This window comes from Pantoea wallisii, from assembly GCF_002095485.1.
Taxonomy (GTDB): Bacteria; Pseudomonadota; Gammaproteobacteria; order Enterobacterales; family Enterobacteriaceae; genus Pantoea; species Pantoea wallisii.
Genome location: NZ_MLFS01000045.1, coordinates 16,571 through 42,918 on the forward strand (window position 1 = coordinate 16,571; position 26,348 = coordinate 42,918).

General features: G+C 56.9%; 18 protein-coding genes and 4 pseudogenes. 14 read left to right on the forward strand and 8 right to left on the reverse strand.

The window, feature by feature from the left end:
- Window positions 1-98 precede the first annotated feature (98 nt).
- The 7 genes from mreB to tldD all read left to right on the forward strand — a co-directional run bounded on the left by mreB (window position 99) and on the right by tldD (window position 10,244).
- Window positions 99-1,142: a rod shape-determining protein MreB gene (gene mreB, locus HA48_RS15460; RefSeq protein ID WP_003855260.1), complete on the forward strand. Its 1,044-nt coding sequence runs from the start codon at window positions 99-101 to the stop codon at window positions 1,140-1,142.
- A 147-nt stretch (window positions 1,143-1,289) separates the two neighbouring features.
- Window positions 1,290-2,324, forward strand: a complete 1,035-nt coding sequence (gene mreC / locus HA48_RS15465; RefSeq protein ID WP_128602124.1) for a rod shape-determining protein MreC — start codon at window positions 1,290-1,292, stop codon at window positions 2,322-2,324.
- Complete coding sequence (gene mreD, locus HA48_RS15470) at window positions 2,321-2,809, forward strand: rod shape-determining protein MreD (protein ID WP_128602125.1); 489 nt, start codon at window positions 2,321-2,323, stop codon at window positions 2,807-2,809. Before mreC ends, mreD begins: the two co-directional genes overlap by 4 nt.
- Before the next feature lie 8 nt (window positions 2,810-2,817).
- Window positions 2,818-3,411 carry a Maf family protein gene (locus tag HA48_RS15475; RefSeq protein WP_128602126.1) on the forward strand — a complete coding sequence of 198 codons (594 nt, stop codon included), beginning with the start codon at window positions 2,818-2,820 and terminating at the stop codon, window positions 3,409-3,411.
- Window positions 3,401-4,870, forward strand: a complete 1,470-nt coding sequence (gene rng / locus HA48_RS15480; RefSeq protein WP_128602127.1) for a ribonuclease G — start codon at window positions 3,401-3,403, stop codon at window positions 4,868-4,870. The genes HA48_RS15475 and rng overlap by 11 nt, the downstream gene beginning before the upstream one ends.
- 45 nt (window positions 4,871-4,915) lie before the next feature.
- Complete coding sequence (yhdP, locus tag HA48_RS15485; RefSeq protein WP_128602128.1) at window positions 4,916-8,734, forward strand: AsmA2 domain-containing protein YhdP; 3,819 nt, start codon at window positions 4,916-4,918, stop codon at window positions 8,732-8,734.
- Between the two features lie 64 nt (window positions 8,735-8,798).
- Entirely contained in the window at window positions 8,799-10,244 is a 1,446-nt protein-coding gene (gene tldD, locus HA48_RS15490) for a metalloprotease TldD (RefSeq protein WP_128602129.1), read from the forward strand.
- A gap of 338 nt (window positions 10,245-10,582) precedes the next feature.
- Here tldD and aaeR read toward each other — a convergent pair.
- A pseudogene (aaeR, locus tag HA48_RS15495) lies at window positions 10,583-11,499 on the reverse strand (HTH-type transcriptional activator AaeR).
- A gap of 264 nt (window positions 11,500-11,763) precedes the next feature.
- Here aaeR and aaeX point away from each other — a divergent pair.
- The 5 genes from aaeX (at window position 11,764) to HA48_RS15520 (ending at window position 16,722) form a co-directional block, all read left to right on the forward strand.
- Window positions 11,764-11,967, forward strand: coding sequence for a p-hydroxybenzoic acid efflux pump operon protein AaeX (aaeX, locus tag HA48_RS15500; RefSeq protein WP_021508145.1), 204 nt, complete (start codon window positions 11,764-11,766; stop codon window positions 11,965-11,967).
- A gap of 9 nt (window positions 11,968-11,976) precedes the next feature.
- A complete protein-coding gene (gene aaeA, locus HA48_RS15505; protein WP_128602130.1) occupies window positions 11,977-12,906 on the forward strand; it encodes a p-hydroxybenzoic acid efflux pump subunit AaeA in 930 nt (309 codons plus the stop codon).
- An 11-nt stretch (window positions 12,907-12,917) separates the two neighbouring features.
- Window positions 12,918-14,870: a p-hydroxybenzoic acid efflux pump subunit AaeB gene (aaeB, locus tag HA48_RS15510; protein ID WP_128602131.1), complete on the forward strand. Its 1,953-nt coding sequence runs from the start codon at window positions 12,918-12,920 to the stop codon at window positions 14,868-14,870.
- 111 nt (window positions 14,871-14,981) lie between these two features.
- Complete coding sequence (locus HA48_RS15515; protein ID WP_128602132.1) at window positions 14,982-16,436, forward strand: NAD-dependent succinate-semialdehyde dehydrogenase; 1,455 nt, start codon at window positions 14,982-14,984, stop codon at window positions 16,434-16,436.
- A gap of 16 nt (window positions 16,437-16,452) precedes the next feature.
- The gene (locus HA48_RS15520) at window positions 16,453-16,722 is read left to right on the forward strand and encodes a barstar family protein (protein ID WP_128602133.1); all 270 of its coding nucleotides are present in this window, start codon (window positions 16,453-16,455) and stop codon (window positions 16,720-16,722) included.
- A 59-nt stretch (window positions 16,723-16,781) separates the two neighbouring features.
- Here the strand turns inward: HA48_RS15520 and yhcN (HA48_RS15525) are convergent, their stop codons facing one another.
- From yhcN (HA48_RS15525) to argR, 4 genes and pseudogenes are all read right to left on the reverse strand, one after another.
- Window positions 16,782-17,048, reverse strand: coding sequence for a peroxide/acid stress response protein YhcN (gene yhcN, locus HA48_RS15525; RefSeq protein ID WP_128602134.1), 267 nt, complete (start codon window positions 17,046-17,048; stop codon window positions 16,782-16,784).
- Window positions 17,049-17,150: 102 nt separating this feature from the next.
- Entirely contained in the window at window positions 17,151-17,417 is a 267-nt protein-coding gene (locus HA48_RS15530; protein WP_128602135.1) for a YdgH/BhsA/McbA-like domain containing protein, read from the reverse strand.
- A gap of 88 nt (window positions 17,418-17,505) precedes the next feature.
- Window positions 17,506-17,769, reverse strand: coding sequence for a peroxide/acid stress response protein YhcN (yhcN, locus tag HA48_RS15535; RefSeq protein WP_128602136.1), 264 nt, complete (start codon window positions 17,767-17,769; stop codon window positions 17,506-17,508).
- 489 nt (window positions 17,770-18,258) lie between these two features.
- Window positions 18,259-18,727 (reverse strand): annotated as a pseudogene (gene argR / locus HA48_RS15540) (transcriptional regulator ArgR).
- 421 nt (window positions 18,728-19,148) lie between these two features.
- On the opposite strand from argR, the pseudogene mdh reads away from it, so the two are divergent.
- Window positions 19,149-20,083, forward strand: a pseudogene (gene mdh, locus HA48_RS15545) (malate dehydrogenase).
- Window positions 20,084-20,131: 48 nt separating this feature from the next.
- Here mdh and mscM read toward each other — a convergent pair.
- The 3 genes and pseudogenes from mscM to rsgA form a co-directional block, all read right to left on the reverse strand.
- Window positions 20,132-23,467: a miniconductance mechanosensitive channel MscM gene (gene mscM / locus HA48_RS15550; RefSeq protein WP_128602137.1), complete on the reverse strand. Its 3,336-nt coding sequence runs from the start codon at window positions 23,465-23,467 to the stop codon at window positions 20,132-20,134.
- 15 nt (window positions 23,468-23,482) lie between these two features.
- Complete coding sequence (gene asd / locus HA48_RS15555; RefSeq protein WP_128602138.1) at window positions 23,483-24,379, reverse strand: archaetidylserine decarboxylase; 897 nt, start codon at window positions 24,377-24,379, stop codon at window positions 23,483-23,485.
- Between the two features lie 93 nt (window positions 24,380-24,472).
- Window positions 24,473-25,521, reverse strand: a pseudogene (rsgA, locus tag HA48_RS15560) (small ribosomal subunit biogenesis GTPase RsgA).
- Window positions 25,522-25,623: 102 nt separating this feature from the next.
- Here rsgA and orn point away from each other — a divergent pair.
- Entirely contained in the window at window positions 25,624-26,172 is a 549-nt protein-coding gene (orn, locus tag HA48_RS15565) for an oligoribonuclease (protein WP_128602139.1), read from the forward strand.
- Window positions 26,173-26,348 lie beyond the last annotated feature (176 nt).

A 26,348-nucleotide genomic window follows, 5' to 3' on the forward strand; every position in this document is an offset into this window, starting at 1 on the left:
CGAAGCAGAACGTTTTTGCGCCTTGTAGCGGCTTCGCGTGGTTGGTAAAGTAGGCGGATTTTATTTTCCGCCCCCAGCTTGCAGGATTATCCCTTAGTATGTTTAAAAAATTTCGTGGCATGTTTTCCAATGACTTGTCCATTGACCTGGGTACTGCCAATACCCTGATTTACGTAAAAGGACAAGGCATCGTGCTGAACGAGCCTTCTGTGGTTGCCATCCGTCAGGATCGTGCCGGCTCGCCAAAGAGCGTAGCGGCTGTCGGTCATGATGCAAAGCAGATGCTTGGCCGTACGCCTGGCAACATCGCCGCTATCCGTCCGATGAAAGACGGCGTGATCGCCGACTTCTTCGTCACCGAGAAGATGCTCCAGCACTTCATCAAGCAGGTGCACAGCAACAGCTTTATGCGCCCAAGCCCGCGCGTACTGGTGTGTGTACCCGTTGGTGCTACCCAGGTTGAGCGCCGTGCGATTCGTGAATCTGCGCAGGGCGCAGGCGCACGTGAGGTGTTCCTGATTGAAGAGCCGATGGCTGCCGCTATCGGTGCCGGCCTGCCCGTATCCGAAGCGACCGGTTCGATGGTGGTCGATATCGGTGGGGGAACCACTGAAGTTGCCGTTATCTCCCTGAACGGCGTGGTGTACTCCTCTTCTGTACGTATTGGTGGCGATCGCTTCGATGAAGCTATCATTAACTACGTACGCCGCAACTACGGTTCCCTGATTGGTGAAGCGACTGCGGAGCGTATCAAGCATGAGATCGGTTCTGCTTACCCGGGCGACGAAGTCCGCGAAATCGAAGTGCGCGGTCGTAACCTGGCAGAAGGCGTCCCGCGCGGCTTTACGCTGAACTCTAATGAAATTCTGGAAGCGCTGCAGGAGCCGCTGACCGGCATCGTGAGCGCGGTGATGGTAGCGCTGGAGCAGTGCCCGCCGGAGCTGGCATCTGATATCTCCGAGCGCGGCATGGTTCTGACCGGTGGTGGCGCACTGCTGCGTAACCTTGATCGTCTGCTGATGGAAGAGACCGGGATTCCGGTAGTGGTGGCAGAAGATCCGCTGACCTGCGTCGCGCGCGGTGGCGGTAAAGCCCTGGAAATGATCGACATGCATGGCGGCGATTTGTTCAGCGAGGAGTAACTCCTCAACGGCTGCGACCGTGGTCAAATTGCGCAGGGAATAGCGCCTTAGGCGATGCTGCGCACGACGGCGAACAGCGTCCAGCCCTGGAGGCGTTAGTCATGCGACTAACGCTTCTTCCCTGATGTCGAGGAACACGCAGAATTTATGAAGCCGATTTTTAGCAGGGGGCCTTCCCTGCAGTTGCGCCTTTTTCTGGCGGTCATTGTAGCTATCGCGATTATCATCGCTGACAGCCGCGTGAGCACCTTCTCCCAGATTCGCAACTACCTGGACACGTCGGTCAGTCCATTTTACTTTCTGGCAAACGGCCCACGACAGCTTCTTGACGGCGTTTCCGAAACGCTGGCGTCACGCCAGCAGCTGGAGCTCGAGAACAGAGCGCTGCGCCGTGAGCTCTTCCTGAAAAACAGCGACCTGCTGATGCTGGGGCAATACAAGCAGGAGAACGCGCGTCTGCGTGAGCTGCTCGGCTCACCGCTGCGTCAGGATGAGCACAAAATGGTGACGCAGGTGATCTCCACCGGCACCGATCCCTATACCGATCAGGTAGTCATCGACAAAGGCAGCGTAAACGGTGTTTACGAAGGTCAGCCGGTGATTAGCGATAAAGGCGTGGTCGGACAGGTTGTTGCGGTCGGTCAGCTGACCAGCCGCGTGCTGCTGATCTGTGATGCGTCGCATGCGCTGCCGATTCAGGTGCTGCGCAACGATATTCGCGTTATTGCCGCCGGTAACGGCTGTAGCGAGGATCTGCAGCTGGAGCATCTGCCTGGTAACACCGATATTCGCGTGGGCGATGTGCTGGTGACTTCTGGTTTAGGCGGTCGCTTCCCGGAAGGGTATCCGGTTGGCGTGGTCTCATCGGTGAAAGTCGATACGCAACGTGCCTATACCGTAATCCAGGCGCGTCCGACCGCTGGCCTGCAGCGCCTGCGCTATCTGCTGCTGCTGTGGGGCGCGGATAAAAACGGTGAAATGCCGATGGCGCCGGACGAAGTGCACCGGGTGGCCAACGAACGCCTGATGCAGATGATGCCGCAGGTCCTGCCGCCCGCCGGGGAGATGGGGCCACCGGCACCCGCCGCGATGCAGCAGGGTCAGCAAATGGGACCACCGTCGCCGTCCGCTAACGGCCGTTCGCAGGGTACGCCGGCGAACGTACGCGGAGGCCAGCCTTGAGTCGCTATCGCAGCCAGGGACGTTGGGTTATCTGGCTGTCCTTTCTGATTGCTCTTATCCTGCAAATCATGCCCTGGCCGGAACAGCTCTATATGTTCCGGCCGTCATGGCTATTGCTGATTCTTATCTACTGGGTACTGGCGTTACCGCACCGCGTGAATGTTGGCACGGGCTTTGTGCTTGGCGCGCTGATGGACCTGATTGCCGGCTCCACGCTCGGCGTGCGTGCGCTGGCCTTCAGCATTATCGCGTATCTGGTGGCCTTCAAATTTCAGCTATTCCGAAATCTGGCGTTGTGGCAGCAGGCATTAATGGTTATGGTGCTGTCGCTGGCGGTGGATGTGATTGTTTTCTGGGCGGAATTCCTGGTGATCGACATCTCTTTCCGCCCGGAAATCTTCTGGAGTAGCGTAGTCGACGGCATTCTGTGGCCCTGGCTATTCTTATTAATGAGAAAGATACGCCGTCAGTTTGCCGTTCAGTAAGGAATACAATGATAACCCTGTACCTGGCTTCTGGCTCACCGCGTCGGCGTGAGCTATTAACACAGCTTGGCCTGCGCTTTGAGCGCCTGATCACCGAAGTGGAAGAGCAGCGTCAGCCGGATGAAGCGGCTGAAGCTTACGTACGCCGCCTGGCGCAGGATAAGGCGCGTGCGGGCGTGCGCGTGGCGCCGCAGGACCTGCCGGTGCTGGGTGCCGATACCATCGTGGTGCTCAACGGCGAAGTGCTGGAGAAACCGCGTGATGCAGCGCATGCCGCGCAGATGCTGCGCAAACTCTCCGGACACACGCATCAGGTGATGACCGCGGTGGCGCTGGCGGATACACAGGGCGAACTCGATTGTCTGGTGACCACGGATGTGACTTTCCGCACGATCGGTGCCGGGGAGATTGCGCACTATATCGCCAGTGGCGAGCCGATGGATAAAGCCGGTGCGTATGGCATACAGGGCTTTGGCGGCAATTTCGTGCGCAGGATTAATGGAAGTTATCACGCCGTAGTAGGTCTGCCGCTGGTGGAAACCGGTGAGCTGCTGAGCCATTTTCAGTCGCTGCGTGCGTTAAGGGGACAAGATGACGGCTGAACTGCTGGTGAATGTAACACCTTCTGAAACCCGTGTTGCCTATATTGATGGCGGCATTCTGCAGGAGATCCACATTGAGCGCGAAGCGCGACGCGGCATTGTGGGCAATATTTATAAAGGGCGCGTCAGCCGTGTGCTGCCGGGCATGCAGGCGGCGTTTGTGGATATCGGCATGGATAAAGCCGCGTTTCTGCATGCGTCTGACATCATGCCGCACACGGAGTGCGTCGCGGGTGATGAGAAAAAGAATTTTATCGTGCGCGATATCGCCGAGCTGGTGCGTCCGGGCCAGGATCTGATGGTGCAGGTGGTAAAAGATCCGCTGGGCACTAAAGGCGCCCGCCTGACCACTGACATCACTCTGCCGTCGCGTTATCTGGTCTTTATGCCGGGTGCTTCGCACGTGGGCGTTTCTCAGCGTATTGAAAGTGAAGCTGAGCGCGAACGGCTGAAAGCGGTGGTAGCCGCTTACTGTGACGATCTGGGTGGCTTTATCATTCGTACTGCCGCCGAAGGGATTGGCGAAGAGGAGCTGGCACAGGATGCCGCGTTCCTTAAGCGTCTGTGGACTAAAGTCAGCGAGCGCAAAAAGCGTAATCAGACGCGCTGCCTGCTGTACGGCGAGCTGGCGCTGGCGCAGCGCGTGCTGCGCGATTTTGCCGGCGCGGCGCTGGACCGCATTCGGGTAGATTCACGCCTGACCTGCGACCTGCTGGTGGAGTTCACCGGCGAGTACATCCCGGAGATGGCAAGTAAGCTTGAGCTCTACAGCGGCAAACAGCCGATTTTCGATCTTTTCGATGTAGAGAACGAGATTCAGCGCTCGCTGGAGCGCAAGGTTGAGCTGAAATCCGGCGGCTACCTGATCATCGATCAAACGGAAGCGATGACCACGGTAGATATCAACACCGGCGCGTTTGTTGGTCATCGTAATCTCGATGAAACCATTTTCAATACGAATATCGAAGCGACTCAGGCCATTGCCCGTCAGCTGCGGCTGCGCAATTTGGGCGGCATTATCATCATCGATTTTATCGACATGAGTAACGACGATCACCGTCGTCGCGTGCTGCATTCGCTGGAGAGCGCGCTGAGCAAAGATCGGGTGAAGACCGGTATCAACGGGTTCTCCGCGCTTGGCCTGGTGGAGATGACGCGTAAACGTACGCGTGAAAGTATTGAACATGTGCTGTGTGCGGATTGCCCGGTCTGTAAAGGGCGCGGCTCGCTGAAGACGGTGGAGACCGTCTGTTATGAGATCATGCGTGAAATAGTTCGCGTGCATCACGCCTACGACTCTGACCGCTTCCTGGTGTATGTCTCACCGGCGGTGGGGGAAGCGCTGAAGGGCGAAGAGTCCCATGCGCTGGCGGAAGTGGAAATTTTTGTCGGCAAACAGGTCAAAGTGCAGGTTGAACCGCTCTACACTCAGGAGCAGTTTGACGTCGTCATGATGTAATCATGAGCTAAACGCCGTAACCCAACGGACAGCAAGGAGAGGTGTGTGAGGCGGTTGCCGGGGATTCTATTACTGCTGCTTGCCGCAATCATTGTTATTGTGGCGCTGCTGGTCAGCGGGCTGCGCCTGGCGATGCCGCATCTCAACAACTATCGTAGCGATATTCTGCAGACTCTCTCCCGCGTCAGCGGCGTCACCGTGGACGCCAGCGAGCTGCAGGGCAAGTGGGAAAACTTTGGTCCAACCCTGCAGGTGCGCGATCTGCGTATTGATATGAAGCAGGAGGGCGAGCTTCACATTGGTCGCGTTAACCTGGCGCTGAATATCTGGCAGTCGCTGCTGCACTGGCGCTGGCAGTTCCGTGATCTCACCTTCTGGCAGCTACAGCTGGCAACCAACCGTCCGCTGCTCACCAGTGATGAAAAGACAAACAGTTTTAAACCGGCGCAAATCAACGATCTGTTTTTGCGTCAGTTCGACCACTTTGACCTGCGCGACAGCCGCATCCGTTTCCTGACGCCATCCGGCCAGCACGCTGAGCTGGCGATTCCGCGCCTGACATGGCTAAACGAGCAGAACCGCCATCGCGCCGAAGGCGAGGTGAGCCTGTCGAGCTTTACCGGCCAGCACGGTGTGGTGCAGGTTCGTCTCGATCTTAACGATGCCAATGGCTTGCTGAATGAGGGACGCATCTGGATGCAGGCGGACGATGTTGATGTGCGTCCGTGGATTGGTCGCTGGCTGCGCGACAATACCAGCCTGGAGAGCGCCCGTTTCAGCCTTGCCGCGTGGGTGAATCTGCGGGATGGTGATGTTTACGCCGGCGATCTGCTGCTGAGCAAGGGCGGTGCGCGCTGGCGTGGTGAAGAGGGCGAACATCAGCTGCAGGTTGATGGCCTGACCGCGCATCTGGCACGTTTCCAGAATGGCTGGAGCCTGGCCGTACCGCAAACCCGCATCAGTACCGATGGCGTAGCCTGGGATGCCGGTCACTTCTCGCTGCTGTGGAAGCCGGAAAATAAACAGATGATGGGCGCAGAGAGCGGGGCGGAGCTTCGCGTACGCGCGACCCGGCTCGATCTGCAGCGGCTGGCCCCGCTGGTACCGCTGTTTACTCCACTTTCACCCACCTTGCTGGATAACTGGCGCGCACTGCAGCCACGCGGTTACCTTGACGCGCTGGCGCTGGACATACCGCTGGCGCAGCCAGAGCAAACGCGTCTGCAGGCGAAGTGGCGCGATATGTCATGGCAGCACTGGAAATTACTGCCGGGCATCAGCCATCTGAGCGGGACGGCAAGCGGCAGCGTAAGTAATGGCCTGCTGGATGTGGCGATGGGCGAAGCGGAGGTGCCGTACGGTGACATGTTCCAGGCGCCGCTGCAGATTAAGCAGATCACCGGCAAGCTCAACTGGCAAAACGACAGCAACGGCCTGACTCTTGATGGTCATCAGCTGGATGTGCAGGCGCGCTCCCTGTGGGCGCGCGGCGATTTTCGCTATCAGCAAAACATCGGTAAAGCACCGCGGCTGGATATTCTGGCGGGCATTCGCGTGACGGACGCCGGTGACGCCTGGCGCTATTTCCCGACGCCGCTGATGGGCCACAATCTGACCCACTATCTGAGCGAAGCGATTAAAGGCGGCCAGGTGGATAATGCGACGCTGCTGTTCGCCGGCGATCCGCGGCTGTTCCCGTTTAAACACCATGATGGCCTGTTTGAAGTGACGGTGCCGCTGCGCAATGGCACGTATCAGTTCCAGCCGGGCTGGCCAGCCCTGCAAAACCTGGATATCGATCTCGACTTCGTTAACGACGGTCTGTGGATGAAGGCGGAACAGACGAAACTGGGCAAGGTTGATGCGCGTAACGTAAGCGCGGTGATCCCGGATTACCTCAAAGAGAAGCTGATTATCGATGGCGACCTGAGCGGTGAAGGGCAGGATATCGCTGACTACTTTAATCAGACACCGCTGAAAGAGACGCTTGGCGCCGCGCTGCAGCAGTTGCAGATTGGCGGTAACGTGCGCGGTAAACTCAACCTGGATATTCCGCTGGATGGCGAGCGGGTACACGCCAGCGGCAACGTGGTGATGAACAATAACAGCTTGCATATCAAGCCGCTGAACACCACGCTGGAGAACCTCACCGGGCGCTTCCGTTACAACAACGGGAACCTGGAGAGTGAAGAGATGCAGGCCAACTGGTTCGGACAGCCAACCGGCGTAAGTTTTACCACCACGGAGCGTCCTGACGATTTCGGGGTTAACGTTAAATTGCTGGGTGACTGGCAGTTGGCGAAGCTGAAGGCGCTGCCGGAAGCAGTCAGCAGTAAGCTGGCGGGCAACCTGCCGTGGCAGGGCAATGTCGATATTACGCTGCCGCACAAAGGTGGCGCGCATTATCAGGTCGATATCAAGGGTGATGGCAAATCAGTAAGTAGTCACTTACCTGCACCACTGGATAAAGCGGCTGGCGAAGCGTTGCCCGTCGCCATTAATGCCAGCGGCGATCTTAACAGCTTTACGCTCAGCGGTAGCGTGCGCGAACATCATCGCTTTAACAGTCGCTGGCTTCTGGAGCCGCAGCTGCGCGTTGATCGCGGCATCTGGCTGAATGATGCGAAAAGCACGCCGAAGCTGCCCGATAGCCGTGGCATGGTGCTTAATCTGCCGGCGATGGATGGCGAAGCCTGGCTCGGCCTGATGGCCGGCGGCGGTGGCTCGCGCAATGCACAGGGCGAGACCGAAGTGGGTGGCGCGCTCCTGCCGGGCGATGTGATTTTGCGGACGCCCGCTCTGACGCTGGGCGGACAGCAGTGGCATGATGTGAACGCCACCGTGACCCAAGGCCCGACCGGCAACACGCAGCTGCAGCTGGAGAGCCGTGAACTGCGCGGCAGCCTCAAAACCGCGCACCGTGCACCGTGGCAGATCGATCTGAACTACCTCTATTACAATCCTGAGTGGACGGATAAAGGTAAAAGCAGCGGCAGTTCACCGTTTAGCGGCGATAGCGGCATCGATTTCAGCAGCTGGCCGGCACTGCAGCTTAACTGCGATGAGTGCTGGCTGCGCGGACAGAAATTCGGTCATCTTAAAGCCACACTGCAACCGCAGGGCGATACGTTAGCGCTTACTAACGGCAGCGTGAATACCGGCAGCTCAACGCTGAGAGTGAATGGTGAATGGGTGAATAAGCCTGGCGATCAGCGTACCTCACTGAAAGGCAGCCTGAGTGGCGGCAACATTAACGATGCCACCAACTGGTTTGGCATGAATACGCCGCTGCGCGATGCGCCGTTTAAGGTCGATTACGATCTGCACTGGCGTGCGACGCCGTGGCAGCCCTCCGAAGAGACGCTGAGCGGCACGCTGAAAACGCACTTTGGCAAAGGCCAGATTGCCGATGTGAATACCGGCCGCGCCGGTCAGCTGCTGCGTCTGGTGAGTTTCGATGCGCTGCTGCGCAAGCTGCGATTTGATTTTAACGATACCTTTAGCGACGGTTTCTATTTCGACTCCATAAATGGCACCGCGTGGATTGAAAACGGTGTGATGCGTACCGATAACCTGCTGGTGGACGGCCTGGAGGCTGACATCGCTATGCAGGGGAAAGTTGATTTAGTTAAACGCCAGATCGATATGGAAGCGGTCGTCGCGCCGGAAATCTCTGCCTCAGTTGGTGTGGCAACTGCGTTTGTCATTAACCCGGTGGTGGGGGCGGCGGTGTTTGCTGCCAGCAAAGTGCTGGGGCCGCTGTGGAATAAGATTTCGCTGCTGCGCTATCACATCAGCGGGCCGCTGGATAAACCAGAAATCAATGAAGTGCTGCGCAAACCGCGTGATACCGATAAGAAGTGAATTTGACGCCGCCGGGGAATTGCCGCAGGCTATGACTATCCGAGCACATAATGAGTGAGAAACGATGACTCTGAATCTGGTAAGTGAGCAGTTACTAGCTGCGAACAGCATTAATCAGCAGGACCTTTTTTCCCTGTTAGGGCAGCTTTCAGAACGTCGTCTGGATTATGCCGATCTCTATTTTCAGTCCAGCTTCCATGAATCCTGGGTTCTGGAAGATAAAATCATTAAAGATGGCTCGTATCATATTGATCAGGGTGTGGGCGTACGTGCGGTGAGCGGTGAGAAAACCGGCTTCGCTTACGCCGACCAGATTACCCTGAATGCGCTGCGTCAGTCCTCCGAAGCGGCGCGCAGCATTGTGCGCGAGCAGGGCAACGGCAAAGCGCACACCCTGTCGGCGGTGATGAATCGCTCGCTGTATGCGCCGGTCAATCCGCTCGATAGCCTGACGCGCGAAGATAAAATTGCTTTATTGCATCGCGTTGATCAGGTGGCGCGCGCCGCTGACCCGCGCGTGCAGGAGGTTAACGCCAGCCTGAGCGGCGTGTATGAGCAGGTGCTGGTGGCGGCTACCGACGGTACGCTGGCTGCAGATATTCGTCCGTTGGTGCGTTTGTCGATCAGCGTGCAGGTGGAGGATCAGGGTAAGCGCGAACGCGGCTCCAGCGGCGGCGGTGCGCGTACCGGGTACGAATTCTTCCTTGCTGATGAGAGCGGCGATGTGCGAGCTGATGCCTGGGCACGCGAAGCGGTGCGCCTGGCGTTGGTAAACCTTTCCGCAGTAGCGGCACCGGCGGGTGCACTGCCGGTTGTACTGGGCGCCGGCTGGCCGGGCGTGCTGCTGCACGAAGCGGTGGGTCACGGTCTGGAAGGTGACTTTAATCGCCGCGAAACCTCTGTGTTCAGCGGTAAAATGGGGCAACTGGTCGCTTCAGAGCTCTGCACCGTGGTCGATGATGGCACCATTGAAGGCCTGCGCGGTTCACTGGCAGTGGACGATGAGGGCGTGCCGGGGCAGTACAATGTGCTGATCGAGAATGGCGTGCTGAAAGGGTATATGCAGGATAAGCTCAACGCGCGCCTGATGGGCGTGCCGCCAACCGGTAACGGTCGCCGTGAGTCCTATGCACACCTGCCGATGCCACGCATGACCAATACCTATATGCTGGCAGGTAAATCAACGCCGCAGGCGATCATCGAAAGCGTGGAATACGGCCTGTACGCACCAAACTTTGGCGGTGGTCAGGTGGATATTACGTCCGGCAAGTTTGTGTTCTCGACGTCTGAAGCCTATCTGATCGAGAACGGCAAAGTGACCAAACCGGTGAAAGGCGCGACGCTGATCGGCTCGGGTATTGAAGCGATGCAGCAGATTTCGATGGTGGGTAACGATCTGGCGCTGGATAAAGGCGTTGGCGTATGCGGTAAAGAGGGCCAGAGCGTGCCGGTTGGTGTGGGCCAGCCAACCCTGAAGCTGGATAAAATTACCGTGGGCGGTACGGCGTAAGCTTACTCTCCGCATCATGTATAAAAGGCTGCCTTCATGGCGGCCTTTTTTGTGCGTGGCAAGCAGCTGCTGCTGTTGCCGGGCAGTCCTCGCGCCGCTAATGCGGTGCCTTCGGCGTTCACGTCGTGCCGACGGACCGACCGGGATCGGTCCTCCTGACCGGCCCGGTCTGCTACGCGCATCCATGCGCGTAGCTCCTGGCCCAACGTAAAAGCCTCAGCGCTGCGGATAGCCCTTAGCAACAGCAGCAGCTACATGCCCTGACGAGTACGGCGCAGTGTATGTACCGGGCACATTAGCTGCGGCGCTGGCGGCCCTGACAGCGTGGTGCACCAGTCTTAGCTTTTCCGATGCTGCTGATACTGCCGTGCCACCTGTTTAAAGTACTCGGTAAGATAGTCGATACACACCTGCACCTTAAGCGGCAGCTTATCCTTCTCGGTATATACCGCATACACCGGACGGGGTTCGGAGTGGTACTGTGGAAACAGAATATCGATCTCTCCGGCATTGATCTCATCAATCACCCACATCAGTGGTACATAGGCAATACCGCAACCGGCTTTCAGCCAGCGAATCAGGGTCTGCGAATCATTGGTGACGAAACGCCCCTGTGGCGTCAGGCGCGTCACCAGACCTTCCGGAGCGACCAGCTCAAACGTGTTATCCGGCCGTACGCTGTACTCCAGCCAGGAGAAGTTATCGATCTCGCCCGGCTTCTCCGGTGTGCCATGCTGGGCGAGATAACTCTTCGCGGCGCACACCACCATGGGCATTGCGCCCAGCCTACGCGAAAACAGATTAGAATCCTGCAGCTCGCCCACGCGTACTACCACATCCAGCCCGTTGGCAATCAGATCCGGTGCCGGAATCCCCGTCATCAGATTGACGCTCAGGCCGGGATACTCCCGCAGCATCTCACTGGTCATCGCCGAAAGAACGTTTTGCGCCATGGTCGATGAGCAGCCGATGCGTAAAATGCCGATCGGCGTATTGTTAAACGCATAAAGCTGTTCGTGCACCTGGCTCGCTTCCGCCAGCATCCGGCGGCAGCCTGATAATAAATCTTGCCGGCTTCGGTCAGGCCAAGGCTGCGCGTACTGCGATTCAGCAACTTGACCTGCAGCTCATCTTCCAGTTTGGCCACGATCTGACTGATAGACGAAACGCTCAGATGAAGCTGACGCGCCGCCGCGGTAAATGAACCTAATTCAACCACTTTGGCGAAAATGGACATGCCTTTCAGTCGTTCCATTGTTTACTCTGACTAAAAAGTGATTTAGCTCACAATATGTAGAAAACGTATAGTCAAGCGCGTTACTATACGCACGCTGGGTCTGTTCACCGCACCTTAACACGGCCGTGTTTTATCCGATGATACGCTATGATTAGCTCAACGCGGCCTGAATGTTGCCATCAGTCTCTCTACCATCTCCTGTTCATCAAACCTCACGCCGCAAGGTGTGCGGGCTGGGAAAGGTATCGGTGCAATCCGGCAAGGTCGAACTAAGGAACCGAAATGAGTGTGCTTCCGGTATTTGTCGTATTCGGGCTGTCTTTTCCGCCCATCTTCATTGAACTACTGGTTTCGCTGGCGCTGTTCTGGCTGGTGAAACGCGTGCTGACCCCCAGCGGAATTTACGATCTGGTGTGGCATCCGGCACTTTTTAACACAGCGCTGTATTGCTGTGTGTTTTACCTTGTATCCCGTTTATTCGTCTGAGGTTTTTAAGTGAAAGCGCTAATAAGAAAAATCGCGCGCTACGCGATTACGCTCCTGCTGGTCATCATCGCTATCGTGATCATCTTCCGCGCCTGGGTGTTCTATACCGAATCACCGTGGACGCGTGACGCCAAATTCTCCGCCGATGTGGTGGCGATCTCGCCGGACGTGACCGGCCTGATCACCGACGTGCCGGTGCATGATAACCAGCTGGTCAAAAAGGGTGACACGCTGTTTATCGTTGACCGTCCGCGTTATCAGAAAGCGCTGGATCAAGCCCAGGCGGATGTCGAATATTACCAGGCGCTGGTAAACGAAAAACGTCGTGAAGCGGCGCGTCGTAACCAGCTTGGTACCAGCGCAATGTCGCGCGAGGCGATCGAACAATCAAACAGCGATCTGCAAACCAGCGAACATCAGCTGGCAAAATCGATCGCCACGCGCGATCTGGCTGTGATTGATCTCGATCGCACCACGATCAAAGCCCCGTCCGACGGCTGGGTCACCAACCTCAATGTCTACCAGGGCGAGTTTATTACGCGCGGTTCCGTTGCCGTGGCGCTGGTACAGCAGCACTCGTTCTACGTGCTGGCTTATATGGAAGAGACTAAGCTGGATGGCGTGCGTCCGGGCTTCCGCGCAGAGGTTACGCCGCTGGGCAGCAATACCGTGCTGCGTGGCACCGTAGACAGCGTGGCAGCGGGCGTGACGAACAGCAGCAGCAGCGTAGACAGCAAAGGTATGGCGACAATCGACTCCAACCTGGAGTGGGTGCGTCTGGCGCAGCGCGTGCCGGTGCGTATTCGCCTCGACGACCAGCCCGGCAACCGCTTCCCGGCAGGCACAACGGCAACCGTGGTGATAACCGGTGAGCAGGATCGTCAAACCAAAGTGTCGCCACTGGCGCAGTTCTTTAACCGCCTGCGCGAGTTTGGTTAAGCGAGGCCGTTATGATTGAGTTTTTGCGTTTCCCGGTAAAGCTGACATTTGCGCTGGTTGCCGCGCTGATGATTGGTTTTCACTTCAATCTGGAAACGCCGCGCTGGGCGGTAATGACGGCCGGTATCGTGGCCGGAGGCACCGCCTTTGCCGCCGGGGGCGATCCCTACTCTGGCGCACTGCGCTATCGCGGTATTCTGCGCATCATCGGCACCTTTATCGGCTGTATCGCCGCGCTTACCATCATGATTGCCACCGTGCGTGCACCGGTGGTCATGCTGCTGCTGTGCTGTATGTGGGCGGGCATGTGCGTCTGGCTCTCCTCACTGATTAAAGTCGAAAACTCCTATGCGCTTGGTCTCGCCGGTTATACCGCGCTGATTATCGTCGTCACGGCAGACGCCAGCGGAGGATTAACCCTGGCGCCGCAGTTTGCGGTGGAGCGCTGTAGCGAAATTGTGCTGGGCATCCTGTGTGCCATCCTCGCGGATATGCTGTTTTCACCGCGCTCGATCAAAAAAGTGATTGATGCCGAAGTGGATGCACTGTTGGTGGCACACTACAAACTGCTGCAGCTGTGCGTGGCGCACGAAGATAAAGAGGAAGTGGATAAAGCCTGGAGCGCGCTGGTGCGGCGTACCACGGCGCTCAACGGCATGCGCAGTCAGCTAATGATGGAGTCTTCCCGCTGGCAGAACACCAGCCGGCGCCTGCAGATGCTGAACACGCTCTCGCTGACGCTGATTACACAGGCGGCAGAGACCTTCCTGATTCAAAACTCGCGCGCGGACTATATCCCTCCGCAGTATCGCCTGCTGCTGGAGAAAGAGGTCAGCAGCGTACATGACGTTCATAAACGCATGAAGGTGATGCGCCGCGTCATTGGCGTCAGCAGCAAAACGGTGCCGATGACGGTTGCCAGCTGGGTGGGCGCCGCCACGGAGTATCTGCTGCTGATCAATGGCGTGAAGAGCAATAGCCGCATTACCGCACTGGAAGAGCGTATTCTGCAGCGTGAAGTGGTGATTCAGGCGCGTCCGGCGGAAACGCATCATGCGATGATCAACGGTATTCGAACCTTTGTTGCCACCGCGCTCGGTTCGCTGTTCTGGCTCTATACCGGCTGGACCTCGGGCAGCGGCTGCATGGTTATGCTGGCGGTGATCACTGCCCTGGCGATGCGTATGCCAAACCCGCTGATGATGGCGAAAGACTTCTTCTACGGCATGGCCTTTGCGGTGCCGCTTGGCATGCTCTACTTCATCTACATTCTGCCCGCGACTCAGCAGAGTGCGTTGTTATTATGCATCGCGATCGGCCTGCTCGGGTTCATTGGCGGCATCTTCGTACAGCGGCGCCAGATTGGTACGCTCGGTGCGCTGATCGGTACCATCAATGTGCTGGTGCTGGATAACCCGATGAAATTTGAGTTCAACGTATTCCTGGATAACGCCCTCGGCCAGTGGATTGGCAGCTTTGTGGCGATGATGGTCATTCTGCTGATTCGCGATAAATCCAAGGCGCGCACCGGGCGCAAACTGTTGAATCGCTTTATGTATGCGGCCGTGGCGGCGTTGACCACCAATCAGGCTCGCCGCCGGGAAAACCATCTGCCGGCGCTGTATCAACAGCTGTTCCTGCTGCTCAATCTCTTCCCGGGCGATATTGATAAGTACCGTATCGCGCTAACGCTGATTATTGGCCACCAGCGGCTGCGCAATGCTGAAGTACCGGTTAATGCCGATCTGTCCGCTTATCACCGCCAATTGCGTTACACCGCTGATCGGGTTATCTCGGCCGGCAGCGATGATAAACGGCGCCACTACTTTGAGCAGCTGCTGCGTGAGCTGGATGTCTACCAGGATAAACTACAGCAGTATGCGGCACCTGCCAGCGTGACTGAGCCGGTGAAACGGCTCTCAATGATGCTGGATAAGTACCAGAACACGCTCATCCAAATCTGAAACTGGCCGCTGCCAGGCGCAGCGGCCTTGTTGATGCCACGCTGACACAAATTGCGCTAACTTTGCCATCTATACTTTCCTGACAGGATGTTCACTGACAGGAGAATAATGATGTCCACCTCTCTGCAACAACACGAACTGTTTAAAACCGGTTATTTCGCCGCAGGCCAGTGGCATAACGCTGGCGCAACCTTTGATGTCACCAATCCCGCTACCGGTGAGGTGCTGGCGCAGGTAGCGAAAGCCGGTAAGCAAGAGACTGAACAGGCCATTGCCGCTGCGCAACGCGCTTTCCCCGCCTGGCGTGACCAGACCGCCAAACAGCGCGCTGAAATCTTACAGCGCTGGTATCAGCTCATTATCGAAAACAAACGCTGGCTCGGCGAGCTGATGACGGCTGAGCAGGGCAAACCGCTGAAGGAGGCGGAGGGAGAGGTCGAATACGCTGCCAGTTTTATTCAGTGGTTTGCCGAGCAGGCAAAACGTGCCAACGGTGAAATCATTCCGCCAGCGAAGGCGGGGTCGCGCATTCTGGCAACGCGCGAGCCGATTGGCGTGGTTGCAGCGATAACGCCGTGGAACTTCCCGATGGCGATGCTAACGCGCAAGCTCGGGCCGGCGCTGGCGGCAGGCTGTACCGGTATCATCAAACCGGCGAATAATACGCCGCTGAGTGCTTTCGCGCTGGTAGCGCTGGCCCAGAAAGCGGGCGTGCCAGACGGCGTGCTCAATGCGGTAGCGGGTGATACGCACGCCATTAGCGATGCCATCATGGCCTCCAGCGCGGTCCGCAAAATCTCCTTCACCGGCTCAACCGCAGTCGGTAAAACGCTGATGCGCAACGCCGCCGAAACCATGAAAAAAGTCTCTATGGAGCTGGGCGGCAACGCACCTTACATCGTGTTTGAGGATGCCGATATTGATGCTGCCGTCCAGGGTGCGATTGCGAACAAATTCCGCAACGCCGGTCAGGTGTGCGTGAGCGTAAACCGTTTCTATATACACACTGCCATCTACGATCGCTTCGTTAATCAGCTGGCCGAAGCCGTGGGGAAACTGAAAGTCGGCAATGGCATGGAAGAGGGGGTGGTAGTCGGTCCGCTGATCGCCACCTCTGCGCTGGAGAAGGTGGAGGAGCACGTTAAGGACGCCATCAGTAAAGGCGGCAGGCTGCTGACCGGTGGTGAGCGCCACGCACTCGGCGGCAACTTCTGGCAGCCAACGGTAATTGCCGATGCCCATGAAGGCATGCAGCTGGCGCAGGAGGAGACGTTTGGACCCGTTGCCGCCTGTTTCCGTTTTGATGACGAGGCGGATGTCATTGCGCGGGCGAACAACACCGAATATGGTCTGGCCGCCTACTTCTATACACAGAATCTGCAGCGCGTATTCCGCGTATCAGCGGCGCTGGAAGCCGGAATGATCGGTATCAATGAGTGCGCGGTCTCCACGGAGCTGGCACCGTTTGGCGGCGTGAAAGAGTCAGGACTGGGGCGTGAAGGTTCGGTACTCGGCATGGAAGAGTATCTGGAAGTGAAAGCGCTGCACCTTGGCGGGCTGGCATAAGTAAGAGGGCGTTACCATGAGACGCGAGCGTTTCGACTTCGATGAAATTGTCGATCAGGCGCATTTCTACCGGCAGTTTAGCGATCGTTTTGCCCTGGCCGATCTGGCCATTAACGATCTTGACGATCTCTGGGAGGTGATTATTGGTGAGCAACTGCCGTTGCCGCTGGATATTGAGTTCGTCAACCTGGGAAGAGGGCAGAAACGCCGCTATGGTGCGCTGATTTTACTGTTTGATGAAGCTGAAGAGGAGCTGGAGGGCCAGCTCCGCTTTAATATTCAGTAACAGAACCAAAAAGGGCCCCGCACGGCGGGGCCAAAGGGTTCGTCAGTATTGACGAGGAATTATTTGTACAGCTCTGCGGTTACGTGGTAGCTGTCACCGGTGCGCGCTTCAATCACTTTGTACGCGTTGGCACCTTGCTCATCCGCTTTCTGCGACAGCTGCGCACGGTAATCCATAGGCGAACCGCCGGTACCGCTAATGGTGATGGTTTGGCCAGTAGGTTGCAGATTCTGCGCTGCTTCATCGGTCACCAGCTGCGCGGCAGACGCGCCAAATGCGATCAGAGAAAGCAGGCCAGCAGTTGCGATGGTTGTTTTGATTTTCATTGTTCGTCTCCTCATTTCAATCAACAACCTGCGGCACAAAGAGGGTAAGCGGGTCGTCGATCTCTACCGGCTACAGCACGTCTGCCGGATATACAGTTTGGGTTATTTGTAGAGTTCAGCCGTCACGTGGAACGTGTTGTCCTGATTGTTCTCAATGATGCGGTAGTGGCTGGCACCCTGAGCATCCGCTTTCTGTGACAGTACCTGACGGATGTTGGTCTGATCGCCATCCACGCCGCTTACGCTAATGGTCTGGTTCAGCGGCTGCAGATTTTCGGCCTGGGTATTGGTCACCAGGGTAGCGGCGCCGGCACCGAACGACAGCACGGAAGCCAGGCTCAATACAGCAACAGATAATGTAGTTTTCATGATTCACTCTCCTGAAATTTTACCGGGCAACCTGAGGGGCAAACGCCTCTCAAAAGGGCTGCCGTTCACACTGCGCTTAATTTGAACCTTATTTATAAAGTTCAGCGGTCGCGTGATAGCTGTTGTCGTTGTAGGCCTCAATTACGCGGTAGGCTTTAGCACCTTGCGCATCAGCTTTCGCGTTCAGCTGCTGATGGATATCCATCGGCGCACCGCCAATGCCGCTAACGCTGATGGTACCGACGGACTGCAGATTCGCCGCCTGTTCGGCATTAATAGAATCTGCTGCGAATGCACCAAATGACAGAACAGATAGAACACTCAAAGTTGCGATAGTAGTTTTAATGCTCATGGTATTTTTCCTCGTCTGCTGTTTTTCTCTTTATGGTTAGTGTGATTTGCATCACGAAAAGAAGTATAGATCTAATCACACATGAAATTAATATTCGGCTAATAATGTTTGGTTGTTATTCTTTATCCTTATGGCACTTTTTTAGAACCTGAAGTTATTAAAAACGACTAAACCTTAACCAAAAGCGGCTATTTATTTGTAAAAACAATGATCTGCATCAAATTATCTTTTTGTGCGAAAGATCATGGGCGATCGCGCTGGCTGGTGCGTCATACCCAGGGAAAAAGGCTGAGCAAAATATGTAAAGCAGCGTAAAATAGCGCATAAGGTTAAAGAGGCTAAAAGGTCGTACCAATAGGGATGGGCGCTGATAACAACAGGCTATATGCAAAAGCATGTGATTAAACAAAGAGTTAATACGTGTAAATCGGGGAAATACGTATAGAGGAAAGGCAACCGGCAGCCAGGCTGCCGGCAGTAAGCAGGGTTTTATAGCTCTTGTTCGAATAAAACCAGCACGGCGTCGTACAGCTGCTTCACGGTGAACATTCGCGCCGGCGTAATGAAGATGGTGTCATCACCCGCGATAGTGCCGAGAATACCCTCCGCTTTGCCGAGAGAGTCCAGCAGACGGGCGATCAACTGCGCGGCACCCGCTGGTATGGATTACCACCAGCGCGTCATTGTAATCAATATCCAGCACCAGATTTTTCAGCGGGCTGGTGGTCGTCGGCACGCCCAGCTCGGCGGGCAGGCAGTAGACCATCTCCATTTTCGCATTGCGGGTACGTACTGCGCCAAACTTGGTCAGCATACGAGAAACCTTCGACTGGTTGATGTTCTCGAAGCCGTCTTCCTGTAGCGCCTGCACAATTTCGCCCTGGGAGCTGAATTTTTCTTCTTTCAATAAGGCTTTAAACGCCTTGATCAGGTCGTCTTGTTTTGATGGGTTTCGCATAAGCTACCAATAAAAGAGGGTTGCAGCAGGCAACAGGCCCACGGCAGATAAATTATTATGCATTTAGATGAATTTTTATGCAATGACTCTGATGAGCGATTCGCGGCATCGTGCTGCGGGGCGGGCATAATAACAGAATTTTATCTTGCACCAAAATCGCGCGCTGGCGCGCAGAGCGAAGGTTGCAAAGTTGTTATATTATTGATGTGGTAACAACAAAATCGATGATCATTGCCGTCCATAGTCTTCTGGCTGCGACTGGATCATTCAGGCGACTTCTGAAGGAGAGATGTCTCGGGAGCCGATTGCGGCGTAATGTTATTGCGCGACAGCTGTGTCGCTATCGCCTGTGAAGTTGATTAAACTCGTAACCTGATGGATTTTCGGCATATCTCTGCCCCACCTTAATAAGGAGTTCAGGATGAAAGTTGCCGTTCTCGGTGCAGCTGGTGGTATTGGCCAGGCACTCGCTCTGCTGCTTAAAACGCAATTACCCGCAGGTTCAGACCTCTCACTTTACGATATCGCCCCGGTAACGCCGGGCGTGGCTGTCGATCTCAGCCATATCCCCACTGCCGTAAACGTTGAAGGCTTCAGTGGTGAAGATGCCACACCTGCGCTGCAGGGTGCCGATATTGTGCTGATCTCAGCCGGCGTAGCCCGTAAACCGGGTATGGACCGTGCCGATCTGTTCAACGTCAACGCCGGTATCGTACGTAACCTGATTGAGCAGGTTGCCACGACCGCGCCTGAGGCGCTGATTGGTATTATTACTAACCCGGTAAACACCACCGTGGCGATTGCAGCTGAAGTGCTGAAAAAAGCGGGCGTGTATAATAAGGACCGCCTGTTTGGCGTCTCGACGCTCGACGTGATTCGCGCCAACACCTTTGTGGCAGCGCTGAAGGGGAAACAGCCAACTGAGATTGAAGTCCCGGTTGTGGGTGGACACTCCGGCGTGACGATTCTGCCGCTGCTGTCACAGGTAGAAGGTGTTCAGTTCAGCGATCAGGAAGTGGCCGATCTCACCCGGCGTATTCAGAATGCCGGCACCGAAGTGGTTGAGGCTAAAGCGGGTGGCGGATCGGCTACCCTTTCGATGGGCCAGGCCGCGGCGCGCTTTGGTTTATCCCTGGTGCGTGCCCTGCAAGGTGAAGCCAATGTGGTGGAGTGTGCTTACGTTGAAGGCGAGGGTGAATATGCGCGCTTCTTCTCGCAGCCGCTGCTGCTGGGCAAATCAGGTATTGCCGAGCGTCGTCCGCTGGGGCCCTGAGTGATTTCGAGCAGCAGGCCCTGAATGGCATGCTGGATACGCTGAAAAAAGATATTGAGCAGGGCGAAGCGTTTGTGAAATAACCGTTCGCAGAGACCAAAACGCCCGGCTTTGTGCCGGGCGTTTTCGTTTTACAGACCGCCAGATTTAAACGTCTGACTCGATGAAGTGCTATTGCCGGCCGGCGTTTTGCGCCCCAGCGTCTCCATCCGTACCTGGAACGGCGGGAACGGCATCTCAATCCCGTGCTCTTCAAAGCCGCGCAGAATCAGCTGATGCAGCTCATGGCGCAGCGGCATACGGTGCCCCATCTCTGCGGCGTGCACGCGCAGTTCGAACAGCTGAATACCCTGCTGCAGATCCACCAGAAACGCCTCGGGCTGCGGCGTATCCAGCACGTAGGTGCAGCGCTCTGCGGCCTGTTTCAGCACGGTTGTTACCTCTTCGCTGCTCACCTGTGCCGGCGCCGGGATGGTCAGCACAACACGCGTCACGGAATCCGATAGCGACCAGTTAACAAACTGCTCGGTAATAAAGGCCTTGTTGGGCACGATAATCTCTTTGCGATCCCAGTCGGTAATGGTGGTCGCGCGCGTATTGATGCGGGTAATGCTGCCGGTCAAATCGCGAATCGTGACGGTATCGCCGATACGAATCGGCTTTTCAAACAGAATAATCAGGCCGGAGATGAAGTTGGCAAAAATCTCCTGCATACCAAAGCCCAGCCCCAGACCTAATGCTGCTACCAGCCACTGCAGCTTCGACCACTCAACGCCAATGATGGAAAAACCAATCAGCCCGCCAATCAGCATCAGCGCATATTTGGTCAGGGTGGTAATGGCGTAACCGGTGCCGGGTGACAGACTGAGATGCTGCAGCAGCGCCAGCTCCAGCACAGCCGGCATGTTACGTACCAGCTGTGTGGTGATGATAAACACCAGAATGGCGATCAGTACCGCGCCCAGCGTAATCGCCTGCACGCTCTCAACGCCCTGCACCGTGGTGCTGGCATCCCAGAGCGGGATGTTATCCAGGAAGCTGAACGCCGAATGAATTTCCGACCACAGCACAATCACCGAGACCAGCGCGATCAGCGTCAGAATCGACCGCACCAGCCGCAGCGACTGGGCGCTGATCTCATCGAGATCGATAACCGGCTCCTCGATCTCCACCGTATCGGTGTTGGCTGCCGTCTGCTGCTCTTTCTCCTCTTCACTGCGCGCGCGGTTGGCCAGCATATCGGCACGGCGCTGACGGGCGCGATCAAAGGCAATGCGGCGGCGCTGAATCAGCATCCAGCGGCGGATGATGTGATACACCACCAGCAGGAAGAACCAGATGCCTACGGAGGTCTCCAGGCGCGCCAGCAGCGCCTGCGCCGTCGCCAGATAACCGATGCACGAGGCCAGTGCCGCCGCCAGCGGGATGGCAATCATCAGATTCCACAAAATCCGGTTAACAAAGTTCTCGCCGTTGCCCTCTTTATCGAGATAGAGCGGAATGCCGGCGCGCTTCAGGCTTACGGTAACAATACTGAGTGCACCGCAGATCAGAATGAAGCACAGGCGACCGAGCGTGCCGGAGAACTGCGGATCGTCGAGGTTAGCGAAAGCGATCAGCAGCATGATCAGCGGCACAATCAGGCCGACCGTCAGCGAGTAGTAGCGCATGGCGCGCGTGACCCGGGTTTGCGGCCAGCGGAAGTGCACCACAAACAGGCCATCGTGACGGGCAAAAGCGGCGCTGATCATAAATGCCCACAGCAGCGGCAGCGTGGCGGTAATACCATCACCAATCGCCACCGCAAACGGATAGGGCCAGGCGTGCTGCAGGCCGAAGCCCAGCGCGGCCCAGAGCACCGGCAACGGTACGGCAACCAGAATGGACCAGAACACCGTGCGCAGCGTCAGGCTAAAGCGGTCCTGCGTCACTTTGCCCACGCGGCTTGCTGAACGGGCCATAAAGGCGTTGTAGTGCCGGCGTGAGCTGATGCTAAAGCCCACCAGCAGTATGGCCCCGATAATTGGCAGCACCGTCTCTTTATTGGTAAACATCATCGCCAGCGCTTTACCCATCTGGCCGAGCGTATCCAGAGAGAGCAAACGTGACAGATCGCGGCCAACCTCCAGCGGGTACTTGAGGCCCATCGGGCTGACGTCTGCGGTCCAGAACAGATAGCGATGCGTCGCCTCTTTCACTTCCACCAGCGCATCCTGCAACTGAGTGTTGGAGACCTTGAGTTTGGTGATCTCCAGAATCAGCGTGTCGCAGCCGGAGATGAGTGAATTCAGCAGCTCGCGCTGGGTCCTGAGCTGCGCTTCAAGAATGCGCGTCTGCTCGCTGGTAAACGGCGTGCCGTCAGGCTGCTTCTCATGGCGCAGCGCCTGTTGGCGCTCCAGCAGATCTTCATAGTGCAGACGCTGCACGCGCAGCTGGCCCATTTCGCTGTCGATCTGCTGCGATTTAGGCATCTCCGGCAGGCGAGCCACCTGCGCACGCAGGGCTTCACCGAGCAGGTTCGATACGCCCAGCCATTGTGACTGTTCGCGCAGCGTGCTTAGCGCCTGACGCACCTGCAACGTTTGATTGGTGGCGAGCCGCTGCTGCGACGCCACCAGATCCATACGCTGTGCCTGTTGGTTGAGATCGGTGGAGAGTTCGCGGTTTACCCGGAACTGATCGCTGATGGCAGCGGGCAGATCACCGCTATTTTCCGCCAGCTGCTCTGTGCGCTCCAGCGCCAGTTCGGCTTCGCGCTGACGCTGATTATTGAGCTGATTGCGCAGCGCCTGCAGATAGTTATCCAGCTGCGTGGCTTTGCGCTGATGCACATCAGCCCGCATGCGCGCCAGCTCCTGACGATTATTTGCCGAGAGCTGCGCCAGCTCCAGCTCATCGACGCGCGCTTTATTGGCGGCGGTCTCAGCCTGACGGGCGTAAATTTGCGCCTGCGCGACAGGTGACGCAGCGGCGGAGGCACCCTGCGCGCGGCGATCGCTCTCCGCCATTGCCCGCCGGGCATCGGTTTGCTGCTGCGGCAGCTGCGACAGCGAATCGCTGATCTCGCGTGCGCGATCCTGCTCCTGCTGCGCCTGGCGCCCCTCCTCCAGCAATTGACTGCTGACCTGCAGAATCTCCTGATCCAGCTCGGCATTGCTCATGTTGCTGCGTACCGGTTTACTGGTCTCCGTCAGCGTAGCAATCTGCTGCCGTAGCTCACGCGCCAGCCGCGGGAAGTCATCAATAACCTGCTGATACTGCTTCGCGCGTTCCAGCGACTCATCCCGCTCAGAGAGGAAGTTGATGGCGGCTTCCAGCGCCTGTACCTGTTCGGTCTGCGCTGGCGTGCTTTTGGCGGATTTGGCCGCATCCAGATCTTGTTTGAGCTGACTGGCTTGCGGAACGGAGGCGGCAAAAGCCGGGCTGCTGAGCATCAGGCTCAGCAGCAGGAGAAGAGAGGGGCGCACGGCGGTGTTTTCCGGTTAGTCGGCGAGCGGGGCGCTTTCGCCAGGCTGTGGCAGGGCGATAGCCAGCGGCTGACCAAGGCGGGTTTTGCTTTCGGCTTCCAGGCTCTCGGCCAGCTTCACGCGGCCAGGCGCAAACAGGTTGATCACGGTCGATCCCAGCTTAAAGCGGCCCATCTCCTGGCCCTTCAGCAGCACAACGGCGCCATCATGCTCTGCTGACGGATAGCGCCAGCGTTTGATCACGCCTTCACGCGGTGGCGTGATGGTGCCGGCCCATACGGTTTCAATGCTGCCCACGATGGTCGCGCCAACGAGGATCTGTACCATAGGACCGTGATCGGTATCGAACACGCAGATCACGCGTTCGTTACGGGCAAACAGATTAGGAATGTTGCGCGCGGTCAGCGGATTTACCGAGTAGAGATCGCCCGGCACATAGGTCATTTCACGCAGGATGCCGTTGCACGGCATGTGCACGCGGTGATAATCGCGCGGCGCAAGATAAGTGGTGACAAACTCGCCATCAACAAACTTTTCCGCCAGGTCGTCGTTACCTGCCAGCAGTGCCTGCAGCGTGTAGTGGTGGCCTTTAGCCTGAAAGATCTGATCGCCTTCAATGTGTCCCAGCTGGCTGATTGCGCCATCGGCAGGCAGCGCCAGCAGAGAGGCATCCGGATCGACCGGACGCGCACCCTCTTTTAAAGGACGCACAAAAAAGTCGTTGAACGTACGGTAGCTGCCCGTATGCGGCTTGCTGGCTTCCGCCATATCGACTTTGTAGTACCAGACAAACACGTCGATGACCGCTTTGGTCAGCCAGCCAGCGCGACGGCTGGCACCCCAACCGGCAAGTTCGGTTAGCGCCTTTTTAGGCAGAATATGATTCAGGCCGAGTTTAAAACGATCAAACACCGTTGCCTCCTGGCTTAGTAACGTTGGGTTTATACAAAAGGGGGCGGATTGTAGCAGTGCCCCGGTCTGTTGGCGACTGTGCCGTTGTACTCGTTAATCTTCGCTGGCGGAAAAGTTTTTACGCGTTTTTACCTGCGCCATACTCTCAAGAATCCGGTGGTAGTTATCGAAGCGCGAAATATCGATAATCCCGTTCTCAACTGCCTCGCGGATGGCGCAGCGGGATCGTTATCGTGCTTGCAGTCGCGGAATTTACAACTGCCAAGAAACTCACGAAATTCGACAAAGCCGCGGGTAATTTGTTCCGGCTCAAGGTGCCATAAACCAAACTCGCGCACGCCGGGTGAGTCAATCACGTCGCCGCCGTGCGGGAAGTGATATAGACGCGAAGCCGTGGTGGTGTGCTGGCCAAGGCCGGAGACATCAGAGACATCGTTGGTGAGGATCTCACTGCCGGCGACATCCAGCCCGAGCAACGTGTTCAGCAGGCTGGATTTACCTACGCCCGACTGCCCGGCAAAAATGCTGACGCGCCCGGTCAGTGCCGCTTCAAGATCGCGCAGTCCGTCTTTAGCATGGCTGGATACCATCAGCACGCGGTAACCAATGTGGCGATAGATATCCATCTGCTCATCGACAAACGCGCGCGCCTCATCATCCAGCAAATCGGTTTTGTTCAGCACCAGCAGCGGCTCAACGCCCAGCGTTTCACTGGCAACCAGATAGCGATCGATAATGTTGAGCGACAGCTCCGGCAGGATCGCCGAGACGATAATGATCTGATCAATGTTGGCTGCGATCGGTTTTACGCCGTCATAAAAATCCGGGCGCGTCAGTACGGTCCGGCGCTCATGTACCGCTTCAACAATCCCTTTGCCGCCGTTTTCATTGGCGTTGCGCCACACCACCCGGTCACCGGTGACCAGCGAGCGAATAGTACGGCGAATATTGCAGCGATGTACGGCGCCGGCATGATCCTCGACATCTGCGTGCATGCCAAAGCGGCTGATCACCACGCCTTCGGTCGCTTCCCCAAACAGGCTGTCATCCGGTTCCGGCTTTTCACTCCGTTGCTGCAGACGACGCTGATGGTTAGCGCTTACGCGACGTTGTTGACCCTTCGACAGTTTATTTTTGCTCACGCATCCTCTCAGGCTTTCGCCAGGCTTCGCCCCGCTGGGCAAAACGTCTATGATACACCTTAAAGCAGGCTAATGACGACTTTGGCAACGAGTGGAGCACGCATGACAGCGGGAAATGAAAACAATTTGATTTGGATCGACCTGGAGATGACCGGTCTGGATCCGGAACGCGATCGTATTATTGAGATCGCGACGATCGTTACGGACGCTAACCTCAACGTTCTGGCCGAAGGGCCGGTGCTGGCAGTACATCAGTCTGATGCCCAGCTGGCGCTGATGGATGACTGGAACGTGCGGACGCATACCGGCAGCGGTTTAGTTGATCGCGTTAAAGCCAGTCAGCACGACGACCGGGCAGCGGAACGGGCCACCCTGGAATTTCTGCAGCAGTGGGTGCCTGCCAACACGTCGCCTATCTGCGGCAACAGCATCGGCCAGGATCGCCGCTTCCTGTTTAAGTACATGCCCGAGCTGGAGGCATACTTCCACTACCGCTATCTGGATGTCAGCACGCTGAAAGAGCTGGCGCGCCGCTGGAAGCCAGACATTCTGCCAGGCTTCAAAAAAGCCGGAACGCATCAGGCGCTGGATGATATTCGTGAATCCATTGCTGAGCTGGCCTATTATCGCGAGCACTTCCTGCAGCTGTAGTGTGCAGCGGGTGCGCAGGAAATCATCAGGTTGCCGATTAAAGCAGCAAACGCGCAGAAAGCGCAAAATTTTGCTTTTGAACGCTTGCGGCGGAAAAGATTTCTCGTATAATGCGCACCCCGTACCGGTGAAGAATTTACAGCGGTATGCAGGCAGTACAGTGTCAACACGCAGCG